The 17,968-nt window shown below is 67.4% G+C and carries 19 protein-coding genes; 16 read left to right on the top strand and 3 right to left on the bottom strand.

The genetic code is table 11. The annotated features are described in order from the left end of the window. The first annotated feature begins 61 nt into the window (after nucleotides 1-61). Both HUJ28_07585 and HUJ28_07580 read left to right on the top strand, forming a co-directional pair. On the top strand, nucleotides 62-1,177 hold the full coding sequence (locus tag HUJ28_07585) for a peptidase C39 family protein (protein ID MBD3619317.1): 1,116 nt from the start codon (nucleotides 62-64) through the stop codon (nucleotides 1,175-1,177). Beyond that, nucleotides 1,174-2,667 (top strand): RimK family protein, encoded by a 1,494-nt coding sequence (locus HUJ28_07580; protein ID MBD3619316.1) that lies wholly within the window; start codon nucleotides 1,174-1,176, stop codon nucleotides 2,665-2,667. Before HUJ28_07585 ends, HUJ28_07580 begins: the two co-directional genes overlap by 4 nt. 6 nt (nucleotides 2,668-2,673) lie before the next feature. Here the strand turns inward: HUJ28_07580 and HUJ28_07575 are convergent, their stop codons facing one another. Beyond that, nucleotides 2,674-2,874: a heavy-metal-associated domain-containing protein gene (locus HUJ28_07575; GenBank protein MBD3619315.1), complete on the bottom strand. Its 201-nt coding sequence runs from the start codon at nucleotides 2,872-2,874 to the stop codon at nucleotides 2,674-2,676. Nucleotides 2,875-3,002: 128 nt separating this feature from the next. Between HUJ28_07575 and ilvD the strand changes: the two genes are divergently transcribed. The 3 genes from ilvD to HUJ28_07560 all read left to right on the top strand — a co-directional run bounded on the left by ilvD (nucleotide 3,003) and on the right by HUJ28_07560 (nucleotide 5,802). Further along, nucleotides 3,003-4,910: a dihydroxy-acid dehydratase gene (gene ilvD / locus HUJ28_07570; protein MBD3619314.1), complete on the top strand. Its 1,908-nt coding sequence runs from the start codon at nucleotides 3,003-3,005 to the stop codon at nucleotides 4,908-4,910. Nucleotides 4,911-5,034: 124 nt separating this feature from the next. Beyond that, a complete protein-coding gene (locus tag HUJ28_07565) occupies nucleotides 5,035-5,412 on the top strand; it encodes a hypothetical protein (GenBank protein MBD3619313.1) in 378 nt (125 codons plus the stop codon). Between the two features lie 111 nt (nucleotides 5,413-5,523). Next, nucleotides 5,524-5,802, top strand: a complete 279-nt coding sequence (locus HUJ28_07560; protein MBD3619312.1) for a calmodulin — start codon at nucleotides 5,524-5,526, stop codon at nucleotides 5,800-5,802. A gap of 325 nt (nucleotides 5,803-6,127) precedes the next feature. On the opposite strand, the gene rep is transcribed toward HUJ28_07560, so the two are convergent. After that, nucleotides 6,128-8,152 (bottom strand): DNA helicase Rep, encoded by a 2,025-nt coding sequence (rep, locus tag HUJ28_07555; GenBank protein ID MBD3619311.1) that lies wholly within the window; start codon nucleotides 8,150-8,152, stop codon nucleotides 6,128-6,130. A gap of 161 nt (nucleotides 8,153-8,313) precedes the next feature. On the opposite strand from rep, the gene HUJ28_07550 reads away from it, so the two are divergent. The 4 genes from HUJ28_07550 to HUJ28_07535 all read left to right on the top strand — a co-directional run bounded on the left by HUJ28_07550 (nucleotide 8,314) and on the right by HUJ28_07535 (nucleotide 10,794). Continuing rightward, nucleotides 8,314-8,646, top strand: a complete 333-nt coding sequence (locus HUJ28_07550; protein MBD3619310.1) for a thioredoxin family protein — start codon at nucleotides 8,314-8,316, stop codon at nucleotides 8,644-8,646. A 2-nt stretch (nucleotides 8,647-8,648) separates the two neighbouring features. Next, the gene (ampD, locus tag HUJ28_07545; GenBank protein ID MBD3619309.1) at nucleotides 8,649-9,209 is read left to right on the top strand and encodes a 1,6-anhydro-N-acetylmuramyl-L-alanine amidase AmpD; all 561 of its coding nucleotides are present in this window, start codon (nucleotides 8,649-8,651) and stop codon (nucleotides 9,207-9,209) included. A 90-nt stretch (nucleotides 9,210-9,299) separates the two neighbouring features. Further along, complete coding sequence (ampE, locus tag HUJ28_07540) at nucleotides 9,300-10,175, top strand: regulatory signaling modulator protein AmpE (GenBank protein ID MBD3619308.1); 876 nt, start codon at nucleotides 9,300-9,302, stop codon at nucleotides 10,173-10,175. 19 nt (nucleotides 10,176-10,194) lie between these two features. Continuing rightward, nucleotides 10,195-10,794 (top strand): histidine phosphatase family protein, encoded by a 600-nt coding sequence (locus HUJ28_07535; GenBank protein MBD3619307.1) that lies wholly within the window; start codon nucleotides 10,195-10,197, stop codon nucleotides 10,792-10,794. A gap of 124 nt (nucleotides 10,795-10,918) precedes the next feature. Here the strand turns inward: HUJ28_07535 and HUJ28_07530 are convergent, their stop codons facing one another. After that, a complete protein-coding gene (locus tag HUJ28_07530; protein ID MBD3619306.1) occupies nucleotides 10,919-11,692 on the bottom strand; it encodes a hypothetical protein in 774 nt (257 codons plus the stop codon). Nucleotides 11,693-11,874: 182 nt separating this feature from the next. Here HUJ28_07530 and HUJ28_07525 point away from each other — a divergent pair, with 182 nt between their 5' ends. The 7 genes from HUJ28_07525 (at nucleotide 11,875) to rng (ending at nucleotide 17,956) form a co-directional block, all read left to right on the top strand. Beyond that, the gene (locus HUJ28_07525) at nucleotides 11,875-12,924 is read left to right on the top strand and encodes a DNA polymerase III subunit delta (protein ID MBD3619305.1); all 1,050 of its coding nucleotides are present in this window, start codon (nucleotides 11,875-11,877) and stop codon (nucleotides 12,922-12,924) included. A gap of 117 nt (nucleotides 12,925-13,041) precedes the next feature. Beyond that, entirely contained in the window at nucleotides 13,042-14,325 is a 1,284-nt protein-coding gene (locus HUJ28_07520; GenBank protein MBD3619304.1) for a glutamate-5-semialdehyde dehydrogenase, read from the top strand. An 8-nt stretch (nucleotides 14,326-14,333) separates the two neighbouring features. Next, on the top strand, nucleotides 14,334-14,999 hold the full coding sequence (nadD, locus tag HUJ28_07515) for a nicotinate-nucleotide adenylyltransferase (GenBank protein ID MBD3619303.1): 666 nt from the start codon (nucleotides 14,334-14,336) through the stop codon (nucleotides 14,997-14,999). Further along, on the top strand, nucleotides 14,999-15,370 hold the full coding sequence (rsfS, locus tag HUJ28_07510; protein MBD3619302.1) for a ribosome silencing factor: 372 nt from the start codon (nucleotides 14,999-15,001) through the stop codon (nucleotides 15,368-15,370). Before nadD ends, rsfS begins: the two co-directional genes overlap by 1 nt. Nucleotides 15,371-15,376: 6 nt before the next feature. Then, a complete protein-coding gene (gene rlmH, locus HUJ28_07505) occupies nucleotides 15,377-15,847 on the top strand; it encodes a 23S rRNA (pseudouridine(1915)-N(3))-methyltransferase RlmH (GenBank protein MBD3619301.1) in 471 nt (156 codons plus the stop codon). A 7-nt stretch (nucleotides 15,848-15,854) separates the two neighbouring features. Beyond that, nucleotides 15,855-16,478, top strand: a complete 624-nt coding sequence (gene maf / locus HUJ28_07500; GenBank protein ID MBD3619300.1) for a septum formation inhibitor Maf — start codon at nucleotides 15,855-15,857, stop codon at nucleotides 16,476-16,478. Continuing rightward, the gene (gene rng / locus HUJ28_07495) at nucleotides 16,472-17,956 is read left to right on the top strand and encodes a ribonuclease G (GenBank protein MBD3619299.1); all 1,485 of its coding nucleotides are present in this window, start codon (nucleotides 16,472-16,474) and stop codon (nucleotides 17,954-17,956) included. Before maf ends, rng begins: the two co-directional genes overlap by 7 nt. Nucleotides 17,957-17,968: the final 12 nt, after the last annotated feature.

The raw sequence follows: 17,968 nt of genomic DNA, 5'->3' as shown, positions 1-17,968 counted from the left end.
TACACCCGGCGCATACTGCGCCGACTTTTTTCGCCTGACCGGGGGAAGGCCACCCGCTTCGATGATTCGCACCGCCACGCTCGACGATATTCCCCGTCTGCTCCGCCTGGAGGAGACCTGCTTCGACACCGACCGGCTGTCGCGGCGCCAGTTCCGCTACATGCTCACCAAGGCCAACGCCGTGGTCTTCGTCTACGAGGAAGACGAGGTACTGCTGGGTTACGTACTGATCCTGTTCAGCCGCGGCACCTCCATGGCGCGGCTCTATTCCATTGCCGTCGATCCCGCCGCCCGCGGACGCGGCGTGGGCCGTGCCCTGGTGGAGGCGGCCGAACACGAGAGCCGCGAGCGCGAATGCGCCTATTTGCGCCTGGAGATCCGCAAGGACAATACGGCCTCGCTGGGTCTGTTCCAGGCCATGGGCTACAAGCAATTCGGCGAGTTTCCGGACTATTACGAAGACCACATGGATGCCTGGCGATTCGAGAAGTCGCTGGCACCCGATCTCGCCCCCGAGCTGGCGCGCGTCCCCTACTACGAGCAGACCCTGGATTTCACCTGCGGACCCGCCGCGCTGATGATGGCCATGAAGTCGCTGGCGCCGACCCTGCCGCTGGATCGCAAGCTGGAGCTGCGCCTGTGGCGCGAGGCCACCACCATCTACATGACCTCCGGTCACGGCGGTTGCGGGCCCTTCGGCCTGGCACTCGCGGCCGCGCATCGCGGTTTCGACGTGGAGGTGTACGTGAGCGACGAGGGCGTCCACCTGGTCGACACGGTGCGCAGCGAGGAGAAGAAAGAGGTCATCCGCCTGGTGCAGGAGGATATGCGCGAGGAACTGACACAGCGTGGCGTGCCCGTCCACTATGCCACCCTCAGCCTGGAGGAGATGGAGCAGCGCTTCAATGCCGGCGGTATCCCCGTGGTGCTGATCAGCTCCTACCAGATCTACGAGGAGAAGTTTCCCCACTGGGTGGTCGTCACCGGTTTTGACGAGCACTTCGTCTACGTGAACGACCCGTACGTGGACTACGAGAACGACGAGACGCTGGTGGACTCGATCAACATGCCGATCCACAAGCGCAACTTTCAGCGCATGGCGCGCTATGGCCGGGCCGGCCTGCGTGCCGTGCTGATGCTCTATGCTCCACCGAACACGCAAGGGATGAGCGCATGACCGAACACGTCATTCTGATAGAAAACGCCAGCGACTGGAAACCGCACTACCCGAAGCTGCCGGTGGTGGAGGCGCGCGACTACCTGGCCGGTGCGGCGGGGCTCAACAAGTCCGGTGTACACGTGGTCAACCTCTGCCGCAGTCAGCGTTATCTGAGCGAGGGATATTACTGCTCGCTGCTGGCCGAGGCGCGCCGGCATCGCGTGATTCCCTCGGTGCGCACGTTGCAGGACCTGAGCCGCAAGTCGATCTACAGCCTGGACACGGGCGACCTCGACAAGATCGTGCAGAAGATCTTCCGCAAGCGTCGCCAGGACCTCACCACCACCGGTTTCGAGCTCGACATCTTCTTCGGTCAATGTGCCGTGGCCGAGATGCAGGACTTCGCGCGCCAGCTGTTCGAGACCTTCCCTGCGCCCATGCTGCGGGTGGAGTTCCGCCTGGCCGGCCAGTGGCGCATCGCCAGCATCAAGCCGCTGGTGTTTCGCAGCCTCGACGCCGCGCAGGAGGAGTCTTTTTTCGCCGCGCTGGACCAGCACCTCGCGCGTCGCTGGCGCAGGCGCCGGACGCCGTCGGCCTCGCGCTACGACCTCGCCATCCTGCACAACCCGGACGAAGTGCTGCCGCCCTCCGATAGCCGTGCCCTGCAGAAGTTCATCCGTGCCGCACGCGAACAGGGAGTGAATGCCGAGCTCATCGAGCGGCGCGATTATGCGCGCCTGGCCGAATACGATGCGCTGTTCATACGCGAGACCACGCAGATCGATCACTACACCTATCGCTTTGCCAAGAAGGCCGACAGCGAGGGCATGGTGGTGATCGACGACCCGGACTCCATTCTCAAGTGCACCAACAAGGTGTATCTGGCCGAGCTGCTGGGCAATAACAAGATCGGCACGCCGCGCACGGTGATCGTCAGTCGCGACAACGTGAAGACGTTGGACGAGCAGCTCGCCTATCCGATCGTGCTGAAGATCCCGGACGGCTCTTTTTCGCGTGGCGTGTTCAAGGCCGAGAATCCGCGCGAGCTGAAGGATATCGCCACGCGCCTGTTCAAGGAATCCGATCTCATCCTCGCGCAGGAATTCGTCTATACCGAGTTCGACTGGCGCGTGGGTGTGCTCAACCGCGAACCCCTGTTCGTCTGCCAGTACTTCATGTCGAAGAAGCACTGGCAGATCGTCAATCACAGCAAGCAGGGTCGCCCGGACGAGGGCACCTTCAAGACCTGGGCAGTTGAGGACGCGCCCGCGCAGGTGGTGAAGACGGCGCTCAAGGCCGCCAACCTGATCGGCGACGGCTTCTATGGCGTGGACGTGAAGGAGACGGCGCGCGGGGTCATGGTCATCGAGGTGAACGACAACCCGAACCTCGAGGCCGGCGTGGAGGACCAGGTGCTGAAGGACGTGCTTTACCAGCGCCTGGTCGGCGAGTTCGTGCGCCGCCTGGACGTGCGCCACGACCGGCGCGATGCGCCGTCCGGCGGCTGAGGGCGGTCAGCCCTTCGGCGGGTAGCCCAGCGCGGCGAGCCGTTGCTCGATGTCGGCGCGGATGTCGCCGTCCGCCTCCACCGTCACCCGGCCGCTGGCGATGTCGACGTTCACCTCGTTGATGCGGGGGTCTTCCAGCAGCCCCGTGCTGATGGCGCTGGCGCAGCCGCCGCACTTGATGTTCTGGGCATCGATCTCGATCTGCATCTGATTCTCCTGGCCGGCGGTCGAAGGCTGCGCGGCGACTGTGGTTTTGCACGTGAGGTTTCGCCCCGCATTATATCCGGGTGTAGAATACAGGGTTCAACCTCAAGCCGTCGTACCACGGAGCCAGCATGCCGCAGTATCGTTCCCGCACCACCACCCATGGCCGCAACATGGCCGGCGCCCGCGCCCTGTGGCGCGCCACCGGCATGAAGGATGGCGATTTCGACAAGCCGATCATCGCCATTGCCAACTCCTTCACCCAGTTCGTCCCGGGCCACGTCCACCTCAAGGACCTGGGCCAGATGGTGGCGCGCGAGATCGAGGCGCATGGCGGCGTGGCCAAGGAGTTCAACACCATCGCGGTGGACGACGGCATCGCCATGGGCCACAGCGGCATGCTGTACTCGCTGCCCTCGCGTGAGGTCATCTCCGATGCGGTGGAGTACATGGTCAACGCCCACTGCGCCGACGCCCTGGTGTGTATCTCCAACTGCGACAAGATCACCCCCGGCATGCTCAACGCCGCGCTGCGCCTGAACATCCCCACCGTGTTCGTCTCCGGCGGGCCGATGGAGTCCGGCAAGGCCATCATCGGCGGCAAGGAGGTGCACCTCGACCTGGTGGATGCCATGGTCTCGGCCGCCAACCCCAACGAGAGCGACGCCGACGTGATGGAGATGGAGCGCTCGGCCTGCCCGACCTGCGGCTCTTGCTCGGGCATGTTCACCGCCAACTCCATGAACTGCCTGACCGAGGCCCTGGGCCTGTCGCTGCCGGGCAACGGCTCGACGCTGGCCACCCACGCCGACCGCAAGGAACTCTTCCTCAAGGCCGGCCGCCTGGCCGTGGACATCGCGAAGCGCTACTACGAGCAGGACGATGCCTCCGTGCTGCCGCGCTCGGTGGCCACCTTCGAGGCCTTCGAGAACGCCATGAGCCTGGACATCGCCATGGGCGGGTCCACCAACACCGTGCTGCACCTGCTGGCCGCGGCCCAGGAAGCGGGCGTGGACTTCACCATGGCCGACATCGACCGCCTCTCGCGCAAGGTGCCCAACATCTGCAAGGTGGCCCCGGCCACTCAGAAGTACCACATGGAAGACGTGCACCGCGCCGGTGGCGTGATCGGCATCCTCGGCGAACTGGACCGCGGCGGGTTGCTGCACCGCGACGTGCCCACGGTGCATAGCAAGACCCTGGGCGAGGCGCTGGAGAAGTACGACGTGATGCGCACCAGTGACGAGGGCGTGAAGACCTTCTTCCGCGCCGGTCCCGGCAACGTTCGCACCACCGAGGCCTTCAGCCAGGACAAGCGCTGGCCGGAGCTGGATCTGGACCGCGAGAACGGCTGTATCCGCGACATCGCGCACGCCTACAGCAGGGACGGCGGCCTGGCCGTGCTCTACGGCAACATCGCTCCCGAGGGCTGCGTGGTGAAGACCGCGGGCGTGGAGCAGAGCATGATCGAGGCCCACGAGCTGCGCTACACCACCAGCGTGCCCACCTCCACGCTGCGCGGCTTCGCCGGCCCGGCGCGCATCTTCGAGAGCCAGGAGGCGGCCGTCGAGGCCATCCTGGGCGACCAGATCAAGGCCGGTGACGTCGTCATCATCCGCTACGAGGGGCCGCGCGGCGGGCCGGGCATGCAGGAGATGCTGTACCCGACCAGCTACCTGAAATCGAAGGGCCTGGGCAAGGAGTGTGCGCTCATCACCGACGGGCGCTTCTCCGGCGGCACCTCGGGCCTGTCCATCGGCCATGTCTCGCCGGAGGCCGCCGAGGGCGGTCCCATCGGCCTGGTCGAGGAGGGTGATCTCATCGAGATCGATATCCCGAACCGCGGCATCAACGTGGTGCTGACCGACGAGGAACTCGCGGCCCGTCGTGCGGCCATGGAGGCGAAGGGCGTGGACGCCTGGAAGCCGGTCGGCCGCGACCGCGTCGTCTCCGACGCGCTCAAGGCCTATGCCGCCATGACCACCTCCGCCTCCCGCGGCGCGGTGCGCGACGTCAGCCAGCTGGAGCCGAAGACCTGAGGCACTGCGCCTGCGCGCAAGCCCAGCCGCAACAGGGGGCCGGATCATCCGGCCCCTTTTTTTGTGCGGTCATGCGGCCATGGCATCCCCGGGCTGCTGTGCTATAGGTTCAGCAAACACCCGAATGAAGCCTGTCAGCCCGGCCGCCGCCGGCGGCCGTCAGGATCGTTATATGCGTGAGGACTACCAGGACTACCCGCTACTCGACTGGGAGGACGACTACAGCGCGGCCAAGGCCGCCGCCTGCATCCTCGACGAGGAACACCTCATACTCCTCATGCCGCGCGAGCTCGACCTTGCGGTCGACCCGGAGGAATGCGGCTGCGACCTCGAGGAGGACGACGGCATGCTGTATGGCTGCGATCCTGGTGAGGCGCTGGAGATCCTGGCCGAGGCCACCGGTATCGAGAGTCTGATCGAGGTGGGCGAGGCAGCCGCCGAAGTTGGTGTGGTGCTCGATATCGACCTCGAGGGCAGGCGTCTCATTTTCCGCGCTCTCTGACGGGGGCCATGAGGTGACCTGGATCAGCTTTCCCCGATAAAGACCTGGCGCATGTCAATCTGCAGCCCATACTCAGTCCACCCCAAGCAACAAAACGAGGAGGGGTGAACTATGAAAGGAATGCTTTTCATGGCCATGGTCGTGGCCTTTGGCACGGCCGCCATGGCCGAGGTCCCCATGACCTTCGAGGATCTGGATCGCGACGCCAACGGTTACATCAGCCAGTCCGAGGCCGCTGCGCGCAAGGACCTGAAGGCCGGCTTTGCCGCCATCGACAGGGATGGCGACGGGAGGTTGACCATCGGGGAATATCAGGCCTACGAAGGCAAGGGGCGGATGAGCCCGCCGGAAGAGAGTGAGGTGCCCGAGCCGGGTGCCGCGCCGTACTGATCGGCGGCACTCGAAAGGAACACCAAAGCCCCCGCAACGCGGGGGCTTTTTGTTTGCGCTCAGGTGAGCCGCTGATGCTTTCGTCCTTATGGGGCTGGTGCGATCTTTTTCGGCGTGTGGTGGATACGGGCGAGGTACTTTTGTTCGGCGCGTCCATGCGCGTAACCCTTCGGGTTGATCCTCCCTCCACTGCGATGCTCGGCGAGATGAAGGGGGAGGAACGTCAAAACCGCTTCGATGACCCGTAGCCGGGATGAGGCGTCAGCGGAATCCGCGAAAGCCGGTGATGAAAAGAAGGGGCCGGCGTTGCCGCCGGAAACTGCGGTTAGCTGAACAGGCTGCGCAGATTGTCCAGGTGCGCCCTGCCGGTCTCCTTGCGTTCTTCCTCGCTGACCTCGCGGCTGCCGTCGTCCCAGACGACGTGTTCGGCCGGCAGTTCGTCGAGGAAGCGACTGGGTTCGCAGTCGATCTCCTCGCCGAAGCGCTTGCGCTGGCTGGCGTAGGTGAAGGCGAGGCTGCGCTGGGCGCGGGTGATGCCCACATAGGCCAGACGGCGCTCCTCCTCGATGCCGTTCTCCTCCAGGCTCACGCGGTGAGGGAGGGTGTCCTCCTCCATGCCGACGATGAACACGTGCGGGAATTCCAGGCCCTTGGCGGCGTGCAGGGTCATGAGGTTGACGCCGTCGAGTTCGTCCTCGCTGCTGTTGCGGTCGAGGATGTCCATCAGCGTCATGTGGCGCACGATGTCGCTCAAACCCTTGCCTTCCTCTCCCTCGACACCTTCCTTGGACAGCCGCGCCATCCATTCCAGCACCTCGAGGACGTTTTCCATGCGCTTCTCGGCGATCTTCGGGTCCTTGCTCGTCTCCTGCAGCCAGCCCTCGTAGTTGATCTCCTCGATCATCTGGCGGGCGAGCTTCGCCGGCGGCTCGTCCTCGGCGCGCAGGTGCAGCTCGCGCAGCCAGTCGGAAAAGCGCTGCAGGCGGGCCCGCGCGCGGGCGCTGAGCTGTTCGGCCAGGCCGAGCTCGAAGCTCGCGGCGAACAGGCTCACGTGGCGCTGGCCGGCGTATTCGCCGAGCGTCTCCAGCGTGGCAGGGCCGATCTCGCGGCGCGGCGTGTTGACGATGCGCAGGAAGGCAGCGTCGTCGTCGGGGTTGGCGAGCAGTCGCAGGTAGGCCATGGTGTCCTTCACCTCGGCGCGCTCGAAGAACGAGGTGCCGCCGCTCACCTTGTAGGGGATGTTGTGCTCGCGCAGCATCTTCTCGAACAGGCGCGACTGGTGGTTGCCGCGATACAGGATGGCGTAGTCGCGGTAGTCGCAGCGGTGCTTGAACTTGTGCTTGAGGATCTCCGAGACCACGCGGCTCGCCTCGCCGTCGGCATCCGGGCAGGGGATGATGCGGATCGGTTCGCCCTCGCCGAGGCTGCTCCACAGCTGCTTGTCGAACAGGTGCGGGTTGTTGGCGATCAGGTGGTTGGCGCTCTTCAGGATGCGGTCGGTGGAGCGGTAGTTCTGCTCCAGCTTGACCACCTTGAGTTGCGGGAAGTCGGTCTTGAGCAGCGAGATGTTCTCGGGCCGCGCGCCGCGCCAGGCGTAGATCGACTGGTCGTCGTCGCCCACCGCGGTGAGCCGGCCGTGCAGGCCGGCGATCAGCTTGATCAGCTCGTACTGGCAGGTGTTGGTGTCCTGGTACTCGTCCACCAGCAGGTAGCGCAGGCGGTTCTGCCAGGTCTCGCGGGTCTCGGCGTCCTCCTTCAGCAGCTTCACCGGCAGACCGATGAGGTCGTCGAAGTCCAGGGCATTGTAGGCCTTGAGCTGGCGCTGGTAACGGGCATAGAGGCGGGCGTGGGCCGCCTCCTTGTCGTCCTTCGCCTGGGCCAGCGCCTCGTCGGGCGAGATGAAGTCGTTCTTCCAGCGCGAGATGCGCCAGCGCGGTTCGTCGTCGGCGGCCAGACCGGAGTCGTCCTTGCGCGTGAGCTCTTTCAGCAGCGTGCCCGTGTCCTGTGCGTCGAACAGCGAGAAGCCTGCCTTGTAGCCGAGCTTGCGGTGCTCGCGACGGATGATGTTGAGGCCCAGGGTGTGGAAGGTGGAGACCACCAGGCCCTTGCCCTCGTCGCGTGCCAGCAGCTTGCTGGCACGCTCGCGCATCTCGCGTGCCGCCTTGTTGGTGAAGGTGATGGCCGCGATGTTGTGCGGCGCGATGCCGCCCTCGCGGATCAGGTAGGCGATCTTGTGCGTGATCACGCGCGTCTTGCCGGATCCGGCACCGGCGAGCACGAGCAGGGGGCCGCCGATGTCGAGGACGGCGTCGCGCTGCTGCGGGTTGAGGAGGTCGAGGTCGGTCTTCATGGGGGCCACGCGTGATCGAGGGGGTATTCTATCGGCTCCCGGCGGCCAGCGGCATATTGACATCCGCCAAACCCGGCCCCGGTCACGCGCTGATGCCCTCCGCCCGATATAATGCCCGCATGACCACCAGCGACACGTCCCTGGCCGGTACCCCTCCGGGCATCGTCCGGCTCGACCAGTTCCACTTCCACCATGTGCTGGAGGAGACGCCGGGGCTTGCCCTGGTGTTCTTCACCGGCCCGCACTGCGGGGCCTGCAAGCTGCTGCGGCGGGTGCTGGCCGACTACCTCGAGACGCGCCCGGTCAGCGTGTTCGAGGTGGATGCCGAGCGCGACCTGGCGCTGGCCCGCGAGTTCGGGGTGTTTCACCTGCCGAGCATGTACCTCTACCAGGACGGCGTCTTCCACTGTGAACTGCACAGCGAACCGCGGGCGCCGGCCCTGGATGTGGCGATCGCCGCGGCCCGCGCCCGCCCGGCCGAGGAGGCGCCGTGAGGATGGACGTGGCAGGCGGCTGGCTGGCGGGGGCGCGCCGCGTGCCCTCGCCGAACTGCAACGAACGGCCGGCGGGGATGGCCCCGGAGCTCATCGTCATCCACAACATCAGCCTGCCGCCGGGCGAGTTCGGCGGGCCCTGGATCGATGCCCTGTTCACCAACACCCTCGATCCGCAGGCGCATCCGTATTTTCGCGAGATCGCCGGGCTCGAGGTCTCTGCCCACCTGCTGATCCGCCGCGACGGCGAGTGCGTGCAGTACGTGCCCTTCGACGCGCGCGCCTGGCATGCCGGCCGGTCGAGCTACTGTGGGCGCGAGAACTGCAACGACTTCTCCATCGGCATCGAGCTGGAGGGGGCCGACGACATCCCCTTCGAGGAGCTGCAGTACCAGAGCCTCGCCGGGGTGATCGCGGCCCTGCTGGCCGCCTACCCGGGACTCTCGCCCGAGCGCATCGCGGGGCACAGCGATATCGCACCGGGGCGCAAGACCGACCCGGGGCCGGCCTTCGACTGGGCGCGACTGCATGCCGCGCTGGCGACGCGACTTGCAAGCCGCTGAGCGAACGACGACACTTTAACCCTGCTGTTTTCCGGACAGACCGCGGTTCGCGGACACAGAACAACAAGACGCAGAATCCAAGGACGCCCCATGACACTGATCACCGTTCTCATCGGCCTCGTGCTCGAGCGCTTCGTCGGCTATCTCGACGACTTCCGCCAGCTGGGCTGGTTCCGCCAGTATGGCGAGTGGCTGCAGGCGCGCCTGGGCAGCCTGGCCGACGGTGCTCCGGGCGTGGCCCTGATACTCATCGGTCCCGCCCTGGTGATCTGGGGCGTGAGCGAGCTCTTCGACGACGCCCTGTTCGGCCTGCTGGAGCTCATCTTCGGCGTGGCCGTGCTGCTCTACTGCCTGGGGCCGCGTGATCTGCGGCAGGACGTGGAGTCCTATACCGAGGCCCTGGAGTCCGGCGACGAGGCCCGCATCGAGCGGGCCACCGCGCGCCTGGTCGATGGTCCCCTGCCCGAGGAACCGGTGGCGCGCCTGCGGGCCGTGGTCGAGGGTGTGTTCATCGAGGCCAACAGCCGGCTGCTGGCGGTGGTGTTCTGGTTCGTGATCCTGGGGCCGCTGGGCGCGGTGATCTACCGCCTGAGCCATGCGCTGGCGCAGCAGGCGGCCGCCGACAGCGGCCTGCTGCGTGCCGCCATGCACTGGCTGGGCCTGCTCGACTGGGTCCCCGCGCGTCTGGTGGCCCTGTTCTACGGCCTCACCGGCCACTTCGACGACACCCTGGCGGTATTGCGCCGCCATCTGGTCGGCCCGCTCGATGCGCTCCCTGCCACCAACCGTGCCCTGCTGGCCGAGGCCGGCATCGCCGGGCTGCAGTTCGACGAGCTGGCCAGCGAAGAGCTGGATGCCGAGCAGGTGAATCTCATCTTCACCACCACCAGCACCATGGTGCTGCGCACCCTGGCGCTGGCCGTCACCCTGCTGGCCGTCGCCACGCTGGGCGGCTGGGCCTCCTGATTTCACCGCCTACCCGCCCGTGCCGGCCACGGTCCTCGACCTGCTGCGCCACGGCGAGCCCGTCGGCGGCCGCTGCTATCGGGGCAATGGCGTCGACGACCCGCTGAGCGAGGCCGGCTGGGCCCAGATGCAGGCCGCGGTGGACGCCGCTCCCGGTCCCTGGACACGCATCGTCACATCCCCCTTGATCCGTTGCCGGGCCTTCGCCGAGGCGCTGGGCGAACGCCTCGGTGTCCCGGTGGACGTCGAGGCGGACCTGCGGGAGGTGGGGTTCGGGGTCTGGGAGGGACTCACGCCGGAGGTGGTGGCCGCGCGCTACCCGCAGATGCTGGCAGCGTTTCGCACCGATCCGGTGGGTCGGCGGCCCGAGGGCGCCGAGCCCGCGCAGGCCTTCTTCGATCGCAGCGTCCGGGCGCTGGAGGCCATCGCCCGCCGCCACCCGGGCGGGCGGCTGCTCATCGTCGCCCACGCCGGCACCCTGCGCGCCGCCACCGCCTGGGCCGTACAGGCGCCCCTGGCCGAGGTCTTCCGCATCAAGGTGGGCTACGCCGCACGGCTGCGGCTGCGCTACGCGGATGGACGTCCCTGGCTCGAGTTGGGTGAGGGCGATAGGCGTTAGGCGAAAGGTCTAAGCGCCACAGAGGTCACAGAGAACACAGAGGGAATGCGTGGCTGGTTTTACTCTGTGATCTCGGTGTCCTCTGTGGCAGGTAGAACAGGGTGGGCCATGACCGTCTCACCCCTCACGCCTTCCGTCCCTGCGCCGCGATCTCCCGGAGCTTCTTCACCTCCAGCCCGGCCTCGTCGGCGATCTGCAGGGCGCGTTCCAGGCGCGCGGGGGCGGTGCGGCCCAGGCACTTGTGCTCGGGGTCGCCGAAGAAGGCCTCGGCCGTGCCGGCGATGACCTTGTCGCGGTCGTTCTCGCAGCCGGTGAGGTGGTCCTGGATGTCGAGCACGTCGGCCAGCACCTCGCGGGCCAGTGTCTCGTGCTGGTTCCACAGCTCGCTGGTGGTGCCGCCCACCACCAGGCCGGCGATGTTGGCGGTGAGGATGTAGGCATTCTTGCGCACCAGCTCGTAGCGCATCTCGTCGGCGTCGTCGACGCGGTAGTTGGGGATGTCCAGGGCATCCAGGGCGGCGTTCACCAGCCCGGCATGCGGGCCGTGCACGGGCGTGGGCACCACGATCTTCACGTCCTGCCCCTTCTTCTTCTCGAACCACACCGATGCCACGGTGGGCTGCTTCAGGTCGTGCGCCGCCCAGTCGCGCGGCAGCAGCTCGTTCTGCACCAGCGCCAGGCGGTCGCGCCACACCGGCGGGACGGCCTCCAGCGCCGGGTGCAGGTCGGCCTCGGCCACGGCCAGTACCGCCAGCGCCGGCTCGGGGATGTGGCGCGACTCGTCGGCCATGTCCATGTCGCGGGTGACCGGGTAGACCGGGTGCCCGGCCTTGAGAAAGCCATTGGCGAAGGTGCAGCCGATCTGGCCCAGGCCGATGATGACGATGGGGTCTTTCATGGGGACTCCTGACGTTGTGCGCGCAAGTTGAAGTAAAGAGTGGGCGATAGCTTAGCTGACGGGGGTGGATGGGCCAAAGCATGCCGCGGTCTGTGCGGACGCCTCCCGCGCCATCAGGTTGAACCTGACTCCCTGCCCATGACATGAAATAATGTCCCGCTACACCTCTATACCGGACCTCCATGCGCCTGAGACCCGAACAACTCGAGACCGAGCTGGCCAAGGGGCTGGCCCCCATCTACATCCTGAGCGGGGATGAGCCGTTCCAGCTGATGGAGGCCGCCGACGCCGTGCGGGCGGCGGCACGGGCGGCGGGGTATACCGAGCGCGAGGTGATGAATGCCGAGGCCGGTTTCGACTGGGACACGCTGACGGCATCGGCGGATGCACTGTCGCTGTTTGCCGAGCGTCGTCTCATCGATCTGCGCCTGCCGTCAGGCAAGCCGGGGCAGCCCGGTGCCCGGGCCCTGCAGACCTACGCCGAGCGGCCACCGGAGGACACGATCCTGCTGATCCAGTCGGGCAAGCTGGATGGCAACGCCACGAAGTCGAAGTGGTATGGGGCGCTGGAGAAGGCCGGGGTGGCGGTGCAGGTCTGGCCCCCCTCGCCACAGGAAACGCGCGACTGGGTTGCGGGCCGCATGGCGAAGCGGGGCATGCAGCCGAGCGACGAGGCGGTGGGACTCATCGTGGAGCGGGTGGAGGGCAACCTGCTGGCGGCCGCCCAGGAGATCGACAAGCTGAGCCTGCTGCATGGCCAGGGCCCGCTGGACGCCGAGACGGTGCTGGAGGCGGTGGCCGACAGTGCCCGTTACAGCAGCTTCGACCTGGCCGATGCGGCCCTGGCCGCCGATCCCGCCCGCGCCGTGCGCATCCTCAACACGCTGCGCGGCGAGGGCGTCGAGCCCCCGCTCATCCTCTGGGCGCTCTCCCGCGACATCCGGCTGCTGGCCGAGCTGGCCTATGCCCAGGTGGCGAACAGGCGCGTGGACCTGCAGCGCAAGGGGGTGCTGAAAAAGCGTCACGGCCTGCTGCAGCAGGCCGCCCGCCGCGGCGACACCCGCCACTGGCGCCAGCTGCTCGCCGCCTGTGCCCGGGTCGATCGCTGCATCAAGGGCCAGGAAAGCGGCGATCCCTGGGACGAATTGCTACAATTGACCCTTTCGCTCAGCGGGCGGACGTTGTTTGGTGGGGCTGCGCCCCGTCCGTCGTCCGTGGTCGGTGGTCCGTAGTGGGGCTGCATCAGGTCTCCACCAACGGACAACGGACGACTGACAGCCACTGAATGCACTGCGCGACCGGCGTTGCCGGTGGCGAGCAAGCAATAGAACACCCAGGATGACAACTCAATGAACGCAACACCCGATACCCTGCAATCCGACGTGGCGGCTTACATGGCCGAGGTCGGCCGGCGCGCCCGTGCCGCCGGGCGCGCGCTGGCGCGTGCCGAGACGGGGGCGAAGAACGCGGCGCTGCTGGCGATGGCCGATGCCATCGACGCGGCTGCCGAGACCCTGAAGGCGGAGAACGCGAAGGACCTCGATGCCGGGCGGAAGAACGGCCTGGACGCGGCCATGCTGGACCGCCTGACGCTGGACGATGCGCGCATCGCGGGCATGGCCGAGGGGCTGCGCCAGATCGCCTCGCTGCCCGACCCGGTGGGCGCGATCTCGGATCTCAACTACCGGCCCTCGGGCATCCAGGTTGGGCGCATGCGCGTGCCGCTGGGTGTGATCGGCATCATCTACGAGTCGCGCCCGAACGTGACGGCCGATGCCGCCGGCCTGTGCCTGAAGTCGGGCAACGCCAGCATCCTGCGCGGCGGCTCGGAGGCCATCCATTCCAACATGGCCGTGGCGCGCTGCATCCGAGAGGGCCTGGCGGCGGCGGGCCTGCCGGCCGAGGCCGTGCAGGTGGTGGAGACCACCGACCGCGCGGCGGTGGGTGCGCTGCTGCGCATGAAGGACTGCGTGGACGTGATCGTGCCGCGCGGCGGCAAGGGCCTGATCGAGCGCGTGAGCAACGAATCCCTGATCCCGGTGATCAAGCACCTGGACGGCGTATGCCACGTCTACGTCGACGACGAGGCGGACATGGACAAGGCCGTGCGCGTGGCCGTGAACGCCAAGACCCAGCGCTACGGTACCTGCAACACCATGGAGACCCTGCTGGTGCACGCGGCGGTGGCCGACCAGGTGCTGCCGCGCCTGAAGGAACACTACGACGAGAAGGGCGTGGAGCTGCGCGGCTGCGAGCGCACGCGCAAGGTGCTGCCCGGCATCAACGCCGCCACCGAGGCCGACTGGTTCGAGGAATACCTCGCCCCCATCCTCGCCATCCGCGTGGTGGATGGCCTGGACGCGGCCATGGAGCACATCAACACCTATGGCTCGCATCACACCGACAGCATCGTCACGGAGAACCTGGCCAGGGCTCGCCGCTTCCTGCGCGAGGTGGACTCGAGCTCGGTGATGGTGAACGCCTCCACGCGCTTCGCCGACGGCTTCGAATACGGCCTGGGCGCGGAGATCGGCATCAGCACCGACAAGCTGCACGCCCGCGGCCCGGTGGGTCTCGAGGGCCTGACCACGCTCAAGTACGTGGTGTTCGGCGACGGACACATCCGCCAGTGACGCGGGGCATGATCGGCATCCTGGGCGGTACCTTCGACCCGATACACTTCGGTCATCTGCGCCCGGCGCTGGAGGTGTGCGAGGCGCTGGGTCTCGAACAGCTGCGCCTCATTCCCTGCCGCATCCCGCCGCACCGGCGCATGCCGCTGGCCCGTTCGGAACAGCGCGCGGCCATGGTGGAGCGGGCCATCGGCGGCGAGCCGCGCTTCGTGCTCGACCGACGCGAGTTCTTCCGCGAGGGCCCCTCCTACAGCATCGACACCCTGCGCTCGCTGCGCGGCGAGTTCGGCGACACGGTGCCGCTGTGTCTGATCATGGGTGCGGACGCCTTCGCCGGGCTCTCCAGCTGGTACGAGTGGGAGACGCTCATCGAACTGGCGCACATCGTGGTCTGCCAGCGCCCGGGCTACGGCGTGGAACTTCCGGACGAGATGCGCGACTGGGCGGCGGACCATCGCACCGAAACGGCGGGGGAGCTCGCTGCACGTCCGGCCGGCTGCCTCTGGTACCAGCCGGTCACGGCACTGGACATCTCCGCCACGCAGATCCGCGACCTGCTCGCGGGCGGGCGGGACGCGCGCTTCCTGCTGCCCGAGGCCGTGCGCGACTACATTCACGAACACGGGCTGTATCGCCCCGAAGCGGCCGACGATACGGTCCGAGACGACGACTGATGACTATCGATGAACTGAGAACCCTGGTGATCGACGCGCTGGAGGACATGAAGGCGCAGGACATCCGCGAGATCGACGTGCGCGACAAGACCTCGCTCACCGACCTGCTGTTCGTGGCCAGCGGCACCTCCAGCCGCCACGTGAAATCCATTGCCGACAACGTGGTGCTCAAGGCCAAGGCTGCCGGTGTGCAGCCGCTGGGCGTTGAGGGCGAGCGCGAGGGCGAGTGGATCCTCGTCGATCTCGTCGACATCGTCGTACACGTGATGCTGCCGCGCATCCGCGACTTCTACAACCTCGAAAAGCTCTGGCTGGCCGAGGAAGACGCCGAGACCCCGCCGCAGGCCGCCGGGGCCGACGACACCCCGTAGCCCGCCATGCGTATCCATCTGCTCGCGGTGGGTACGCGTATGCCCGCCTGGGTCCAGGCGGGCTTCGACGAGTACGCCGGGCGCCTGCCGCCCGAGTATGCACTGGTCCTGCACGAGATCCCCGCCGAGAAGCGTGGCAAGAACGCCGACACCCGCCGCATCCAGGAACGCGAGGCACAGAAGCTGCTCGACGCCGTGCCGAAGGGCGCGCGCGTGATCGCGCTGGACGTGAAGGGCAGGGGCCTGAGCACCGAAGGGCTCAGTGAACAGATGCAGCAGTGGGCGCTGGACGGGCGCGACGTGGCCCTGCTGGTGGGCGGCCCCGAGGGCCTGACCGATGCCTGCCGGACCGCCGCCGACCAGCTCTGGTCGCTCTCGCCGCTCACCTTCCCGCACCCGCTGGTACGGGTGATCCTGGCCGAACAGCTCTACCGCGCCTGGAGCATTCTGGCGAACCATCCCTATCACCGCGCATAATGGCGGCATGAGTACATCACCGACCCGTCCCCGCCTGCTGCTCGCCTCCGGCTCCCCGCGCCGTCGCGAGCTGCTGCACCAGATCGGCGTGGTTCACGAGGCGCGCGCGGTGGACATCGACGAGACACCGCATCCTGACGAATCCCCCGAGGATTTCGTGCGCCGGCTGGCCTGCGAAAAGGCGCGGGCCGGGCTCGCGGCCAGCGACGGCCGCCTGCCGGTGCTGGGTTCGGACACGGCGGTGGTCTTCGAGGGCCACATCCTGGGCAAGCCGCGCGACCGGGCCGATGGCTTGGCCATGCTCGCCCGGCTCGCCGGCCGGACACACCGGGTGCTCACCGCCGTATCGGTGGTGGACGGTGCGCGACACGAAGTACGGCTGAGCGAGAGCCTGGTGACCTTCCGCGCCATCGACCCGGCCGAGGCGGCGGCCTACTGGGCCAGCGGCGAGCCGGCCGACAAGGCGGGCGGCTATGCCATCCAGGGGCTGGGCGCGGTGTTCGTCGCGCGGCTGGAAGGCAGTTTTTCCGGCGTGATGGGCCTGCCGCTGTTCGAGACCGCCCAGCTGCTGTCGGCCTTCCAGATCAACGTCCTGCACGAATCGACGCACGGAGACGCACAGGCATCATGAGTTCCGAGATCCTCATCAACGTGACCCCACAGGAAGTGCGCAGCGCCGTGGTCGAGAACGGCGTGCTGCAGGAGCTGTGGATCGAGCGCACCCGCAAGCGCGGCATCGTCGGCAACATCTACAAGGGCCGTGTGAGCCGCGTGCTGCCCGGCATGGAGGCCGCCTTCGTCGACATCGGCATGGACCGCGCCGCCTTCCTGCATGCCTCGGACGTGGCCGTGGTGGAGAAGGAGGAGCTCGCCAGCGGCAACGGTAACGGCAATGGGCAGGAGCCCATCACACGCCTGCTGCACGAGGGCCAGCAGCTGCTGGTACAGGTGATCAAGGACCCGCTCGGCACCAAGGGCGCGCGCCTGACCACGCACATCACCGTGCCCTCGCGCTACCTGGTGCTCATGCCCGGGGCGAAGAACATCGGCGTCTCCACCCGCATCGAGGACGAGACCGAGCGCGAGCGCCTGCGCGGCATCGTCGAGCGCGGTGCGGCCGAACTCGGTGGCGACTACGGCTACATCGTGCGCACCGTGGCCGAGACGGCCGACGAGGACGCCCTGCTGCGCGACATGACCTTCCTGCACAAGCTCTGGGAGCGCCTGCAGCAGCGCGCCGCCAACGCCCACGCCGGTTCCGAGATCTACGCCGACCTGCCGCTGGTGCTGCGCATGCTGCGCGACCTGGTGGGCGCCGACATCGAGAAGGTGCGCATCGACTCGCGCGAGACCGCGCAAAAGGCCATCGAGTTCGCCCAGGCCTACGTGCCGGGCATCGCCTCGCGCATCGAGCACTACCCTGGCGAGCGGCCGGTGTTCGACCTCTACGGCGTGGAGGACGAGATCCAGAAGGCGCTGGAGCGCAAGGTGCAGCTCAAGTCCGGCGGCTACGTGATCATCGACCAGACCGAGGCGATGACCACCATCGACGTCAACACTGGCGCCTTCGTCGGCCACCGCAACCTCGAGGAGACGATCTTCAAGACCAACCTCGAGGCGGCCCAGGCCATCGCGCGCCAGCTCAGGCTGCGCAACCTCGGCGGCATCATCATCATCGACTTCATCGACATGACCCAGGACGAGCACAAGCGCCAGGTGCTGCGCGCCCTGGAGCGGGCCCTGGAGAAGGACCACGCCAAGAGCCAGCTCTGCGACGTCTCGCCGCTGGGCCTGGTGGAGATGACGCGCAAGCGCACCCGCGAGAGCCTGGAGCACGTGCTCTGCGAGCCCTGCGGCACCTGCGCCGGGCGGGGTTTCCTCAAGACCGCCGAGACCGTGTGCTACGAGATCTTCCGCGAGATCCTGCGCGAGGCGCGGCAGTTCGACGCCCGGGAGCTGCTGGTGCTGGCCTCGCAGGAGGTCGTGGATCTGCTGCTGGACGAGGAGTCGGCGAGCCTGGCGGAGCTGCAGGAGTTCATCGACACCCCCATCAAGTTCCAGGTCGAGCAGCTCTATACCCAGGAACAGTTCGACGTGGTGCTGCTCTAATCCCTGATGGCC

The sequence above is a fragment of the Chromatiales bacterium genome, from assembly GCA_014762505.1.
Taxonomy (GTDB): domain Bacteria; phylum Pseudomonadota; class Gammaproteobacteria; order SpSt-1174; family SpSt-1174; genus SpSt-1174.
This window is presented reverse-complemented; position numbering and strand designations above follow the sequence as displayed.

What these genes read in the sequence shown, in the direction of transcription:
- HUJ28_07585 (MBD3619317.1), top strand. Translation starts at nt 62, where the DNA reads ATGATTCGCACCGCCACGCTCGACGATATTCCCCGTCTGCTCCGCCTG.
- HUJ28_07580 (MBD3619316.1), top strand. Translation starts at nt 1,174, where the DNA reads ATGACCGAACACGTCATTCTGATAGAAAACGCCAGCGACTGGAAACCG.
- HUJ28_07575 (MBD3619315.1), bottom strand. Translation starts at nt 2,874, where the DNA reads ATGCAGATCGAGATCGATGCCCAGAACATCAAGTGCGGCGGCTGCGCC.
- ilvD (MBD3619314.1), top strand. Translation starts at nt 3,003, where the DNA reads ATGCCGCAGTATCGTTCCCGCACCACCACCCATGGCCGCAACATGGCC.
- HUJ28_07565 (MBD3619313.1), top strand. Translation starts at nt 5,035, where the DNA reads ATGAAGCCTGTCAGCCCGGCCGCCGCCGGCGGCCGTCAGGATCGTTAT.
- HUJ28_07560 (MBD3619312.1), top strand. Translation starts at nt 5,524, where the DNA reads ATGAAAGGAATGCTTTTCATGGCCATGGTCGTGGCCTTTGGCACGGCC.
- rep (MBD3619311.1), bottom strand. Translation starts at nt 8,152, where the DNA reads ATGAAGACCGACCTCGACCTCCTCAACCCGCAGCAGCGCGACGCCGTC.
- ampD (MBD3619309.1), top strand. Translation starts at nt 8,649, where the DNA reads ATGGACGTGGCAGGCGGCTGGCTGGCGGGGGCGCGCCGCGTGCCCTCG.
- ampE (MBD3619308.1), top strand. Translation starts at nt 9,300, where the DNA reads ATGACACTGATCACCGTTCTCATCGGCCTCGTGCTCGAGCGCTTCGTC.
- HUJ28_07530 (MBD3619306.1), bottom strand. Translation starts at nt 11,692, where the DNA reads ATGAAAGACCCCATCGTCATCATCGGCCTGGGCCAGATCGGCTGCACC.
- HUJ28_07525 (MBD3619305.1), top strand. Translation starts at nt 11,875, where the DNA reads ATGCGCCTGAGACCCGAACAACTCGAGACCGAGCTGGCCAAGGGGCTG.
- HUJ28_07520 (MBD3619304.1), top strand. Translation starts at nt 13,042, where the DNA reads ATGAACGCAACACCCGATACCCTGCAATCCGACGTGGCGGCTTACATG.
- nadD (MBD3619303.1), top strand. Translation starts at nt 14,334, where the DNA reads ATGATCGGCATCCTGGGCGGTACCTTCGACCCGATACACTTCGGTCAT.
- rsfS (MBD3619302.1), top strand. Translation starts at nt 14,999, where the DNA reads ATGACTATCGATGAACTGAGAACCCTGGTGATCGACGCGCTGGAGGAC.
- rlmH (MBD3619301.1), top strand. Translation starts at nt 15,377, where the DNA reads ATGCGTATCCATCTGCTCGCGGTGGGTACGCGTATGCCCGCCTGGGTC.
- maf (MBD3619300.1), top strand. Translation starts at nt 15,855, where the DNA reads ATGAGTACATCACCGACCCGTCCCCGCCTGCTGCTCGCCTCCGGCTCC.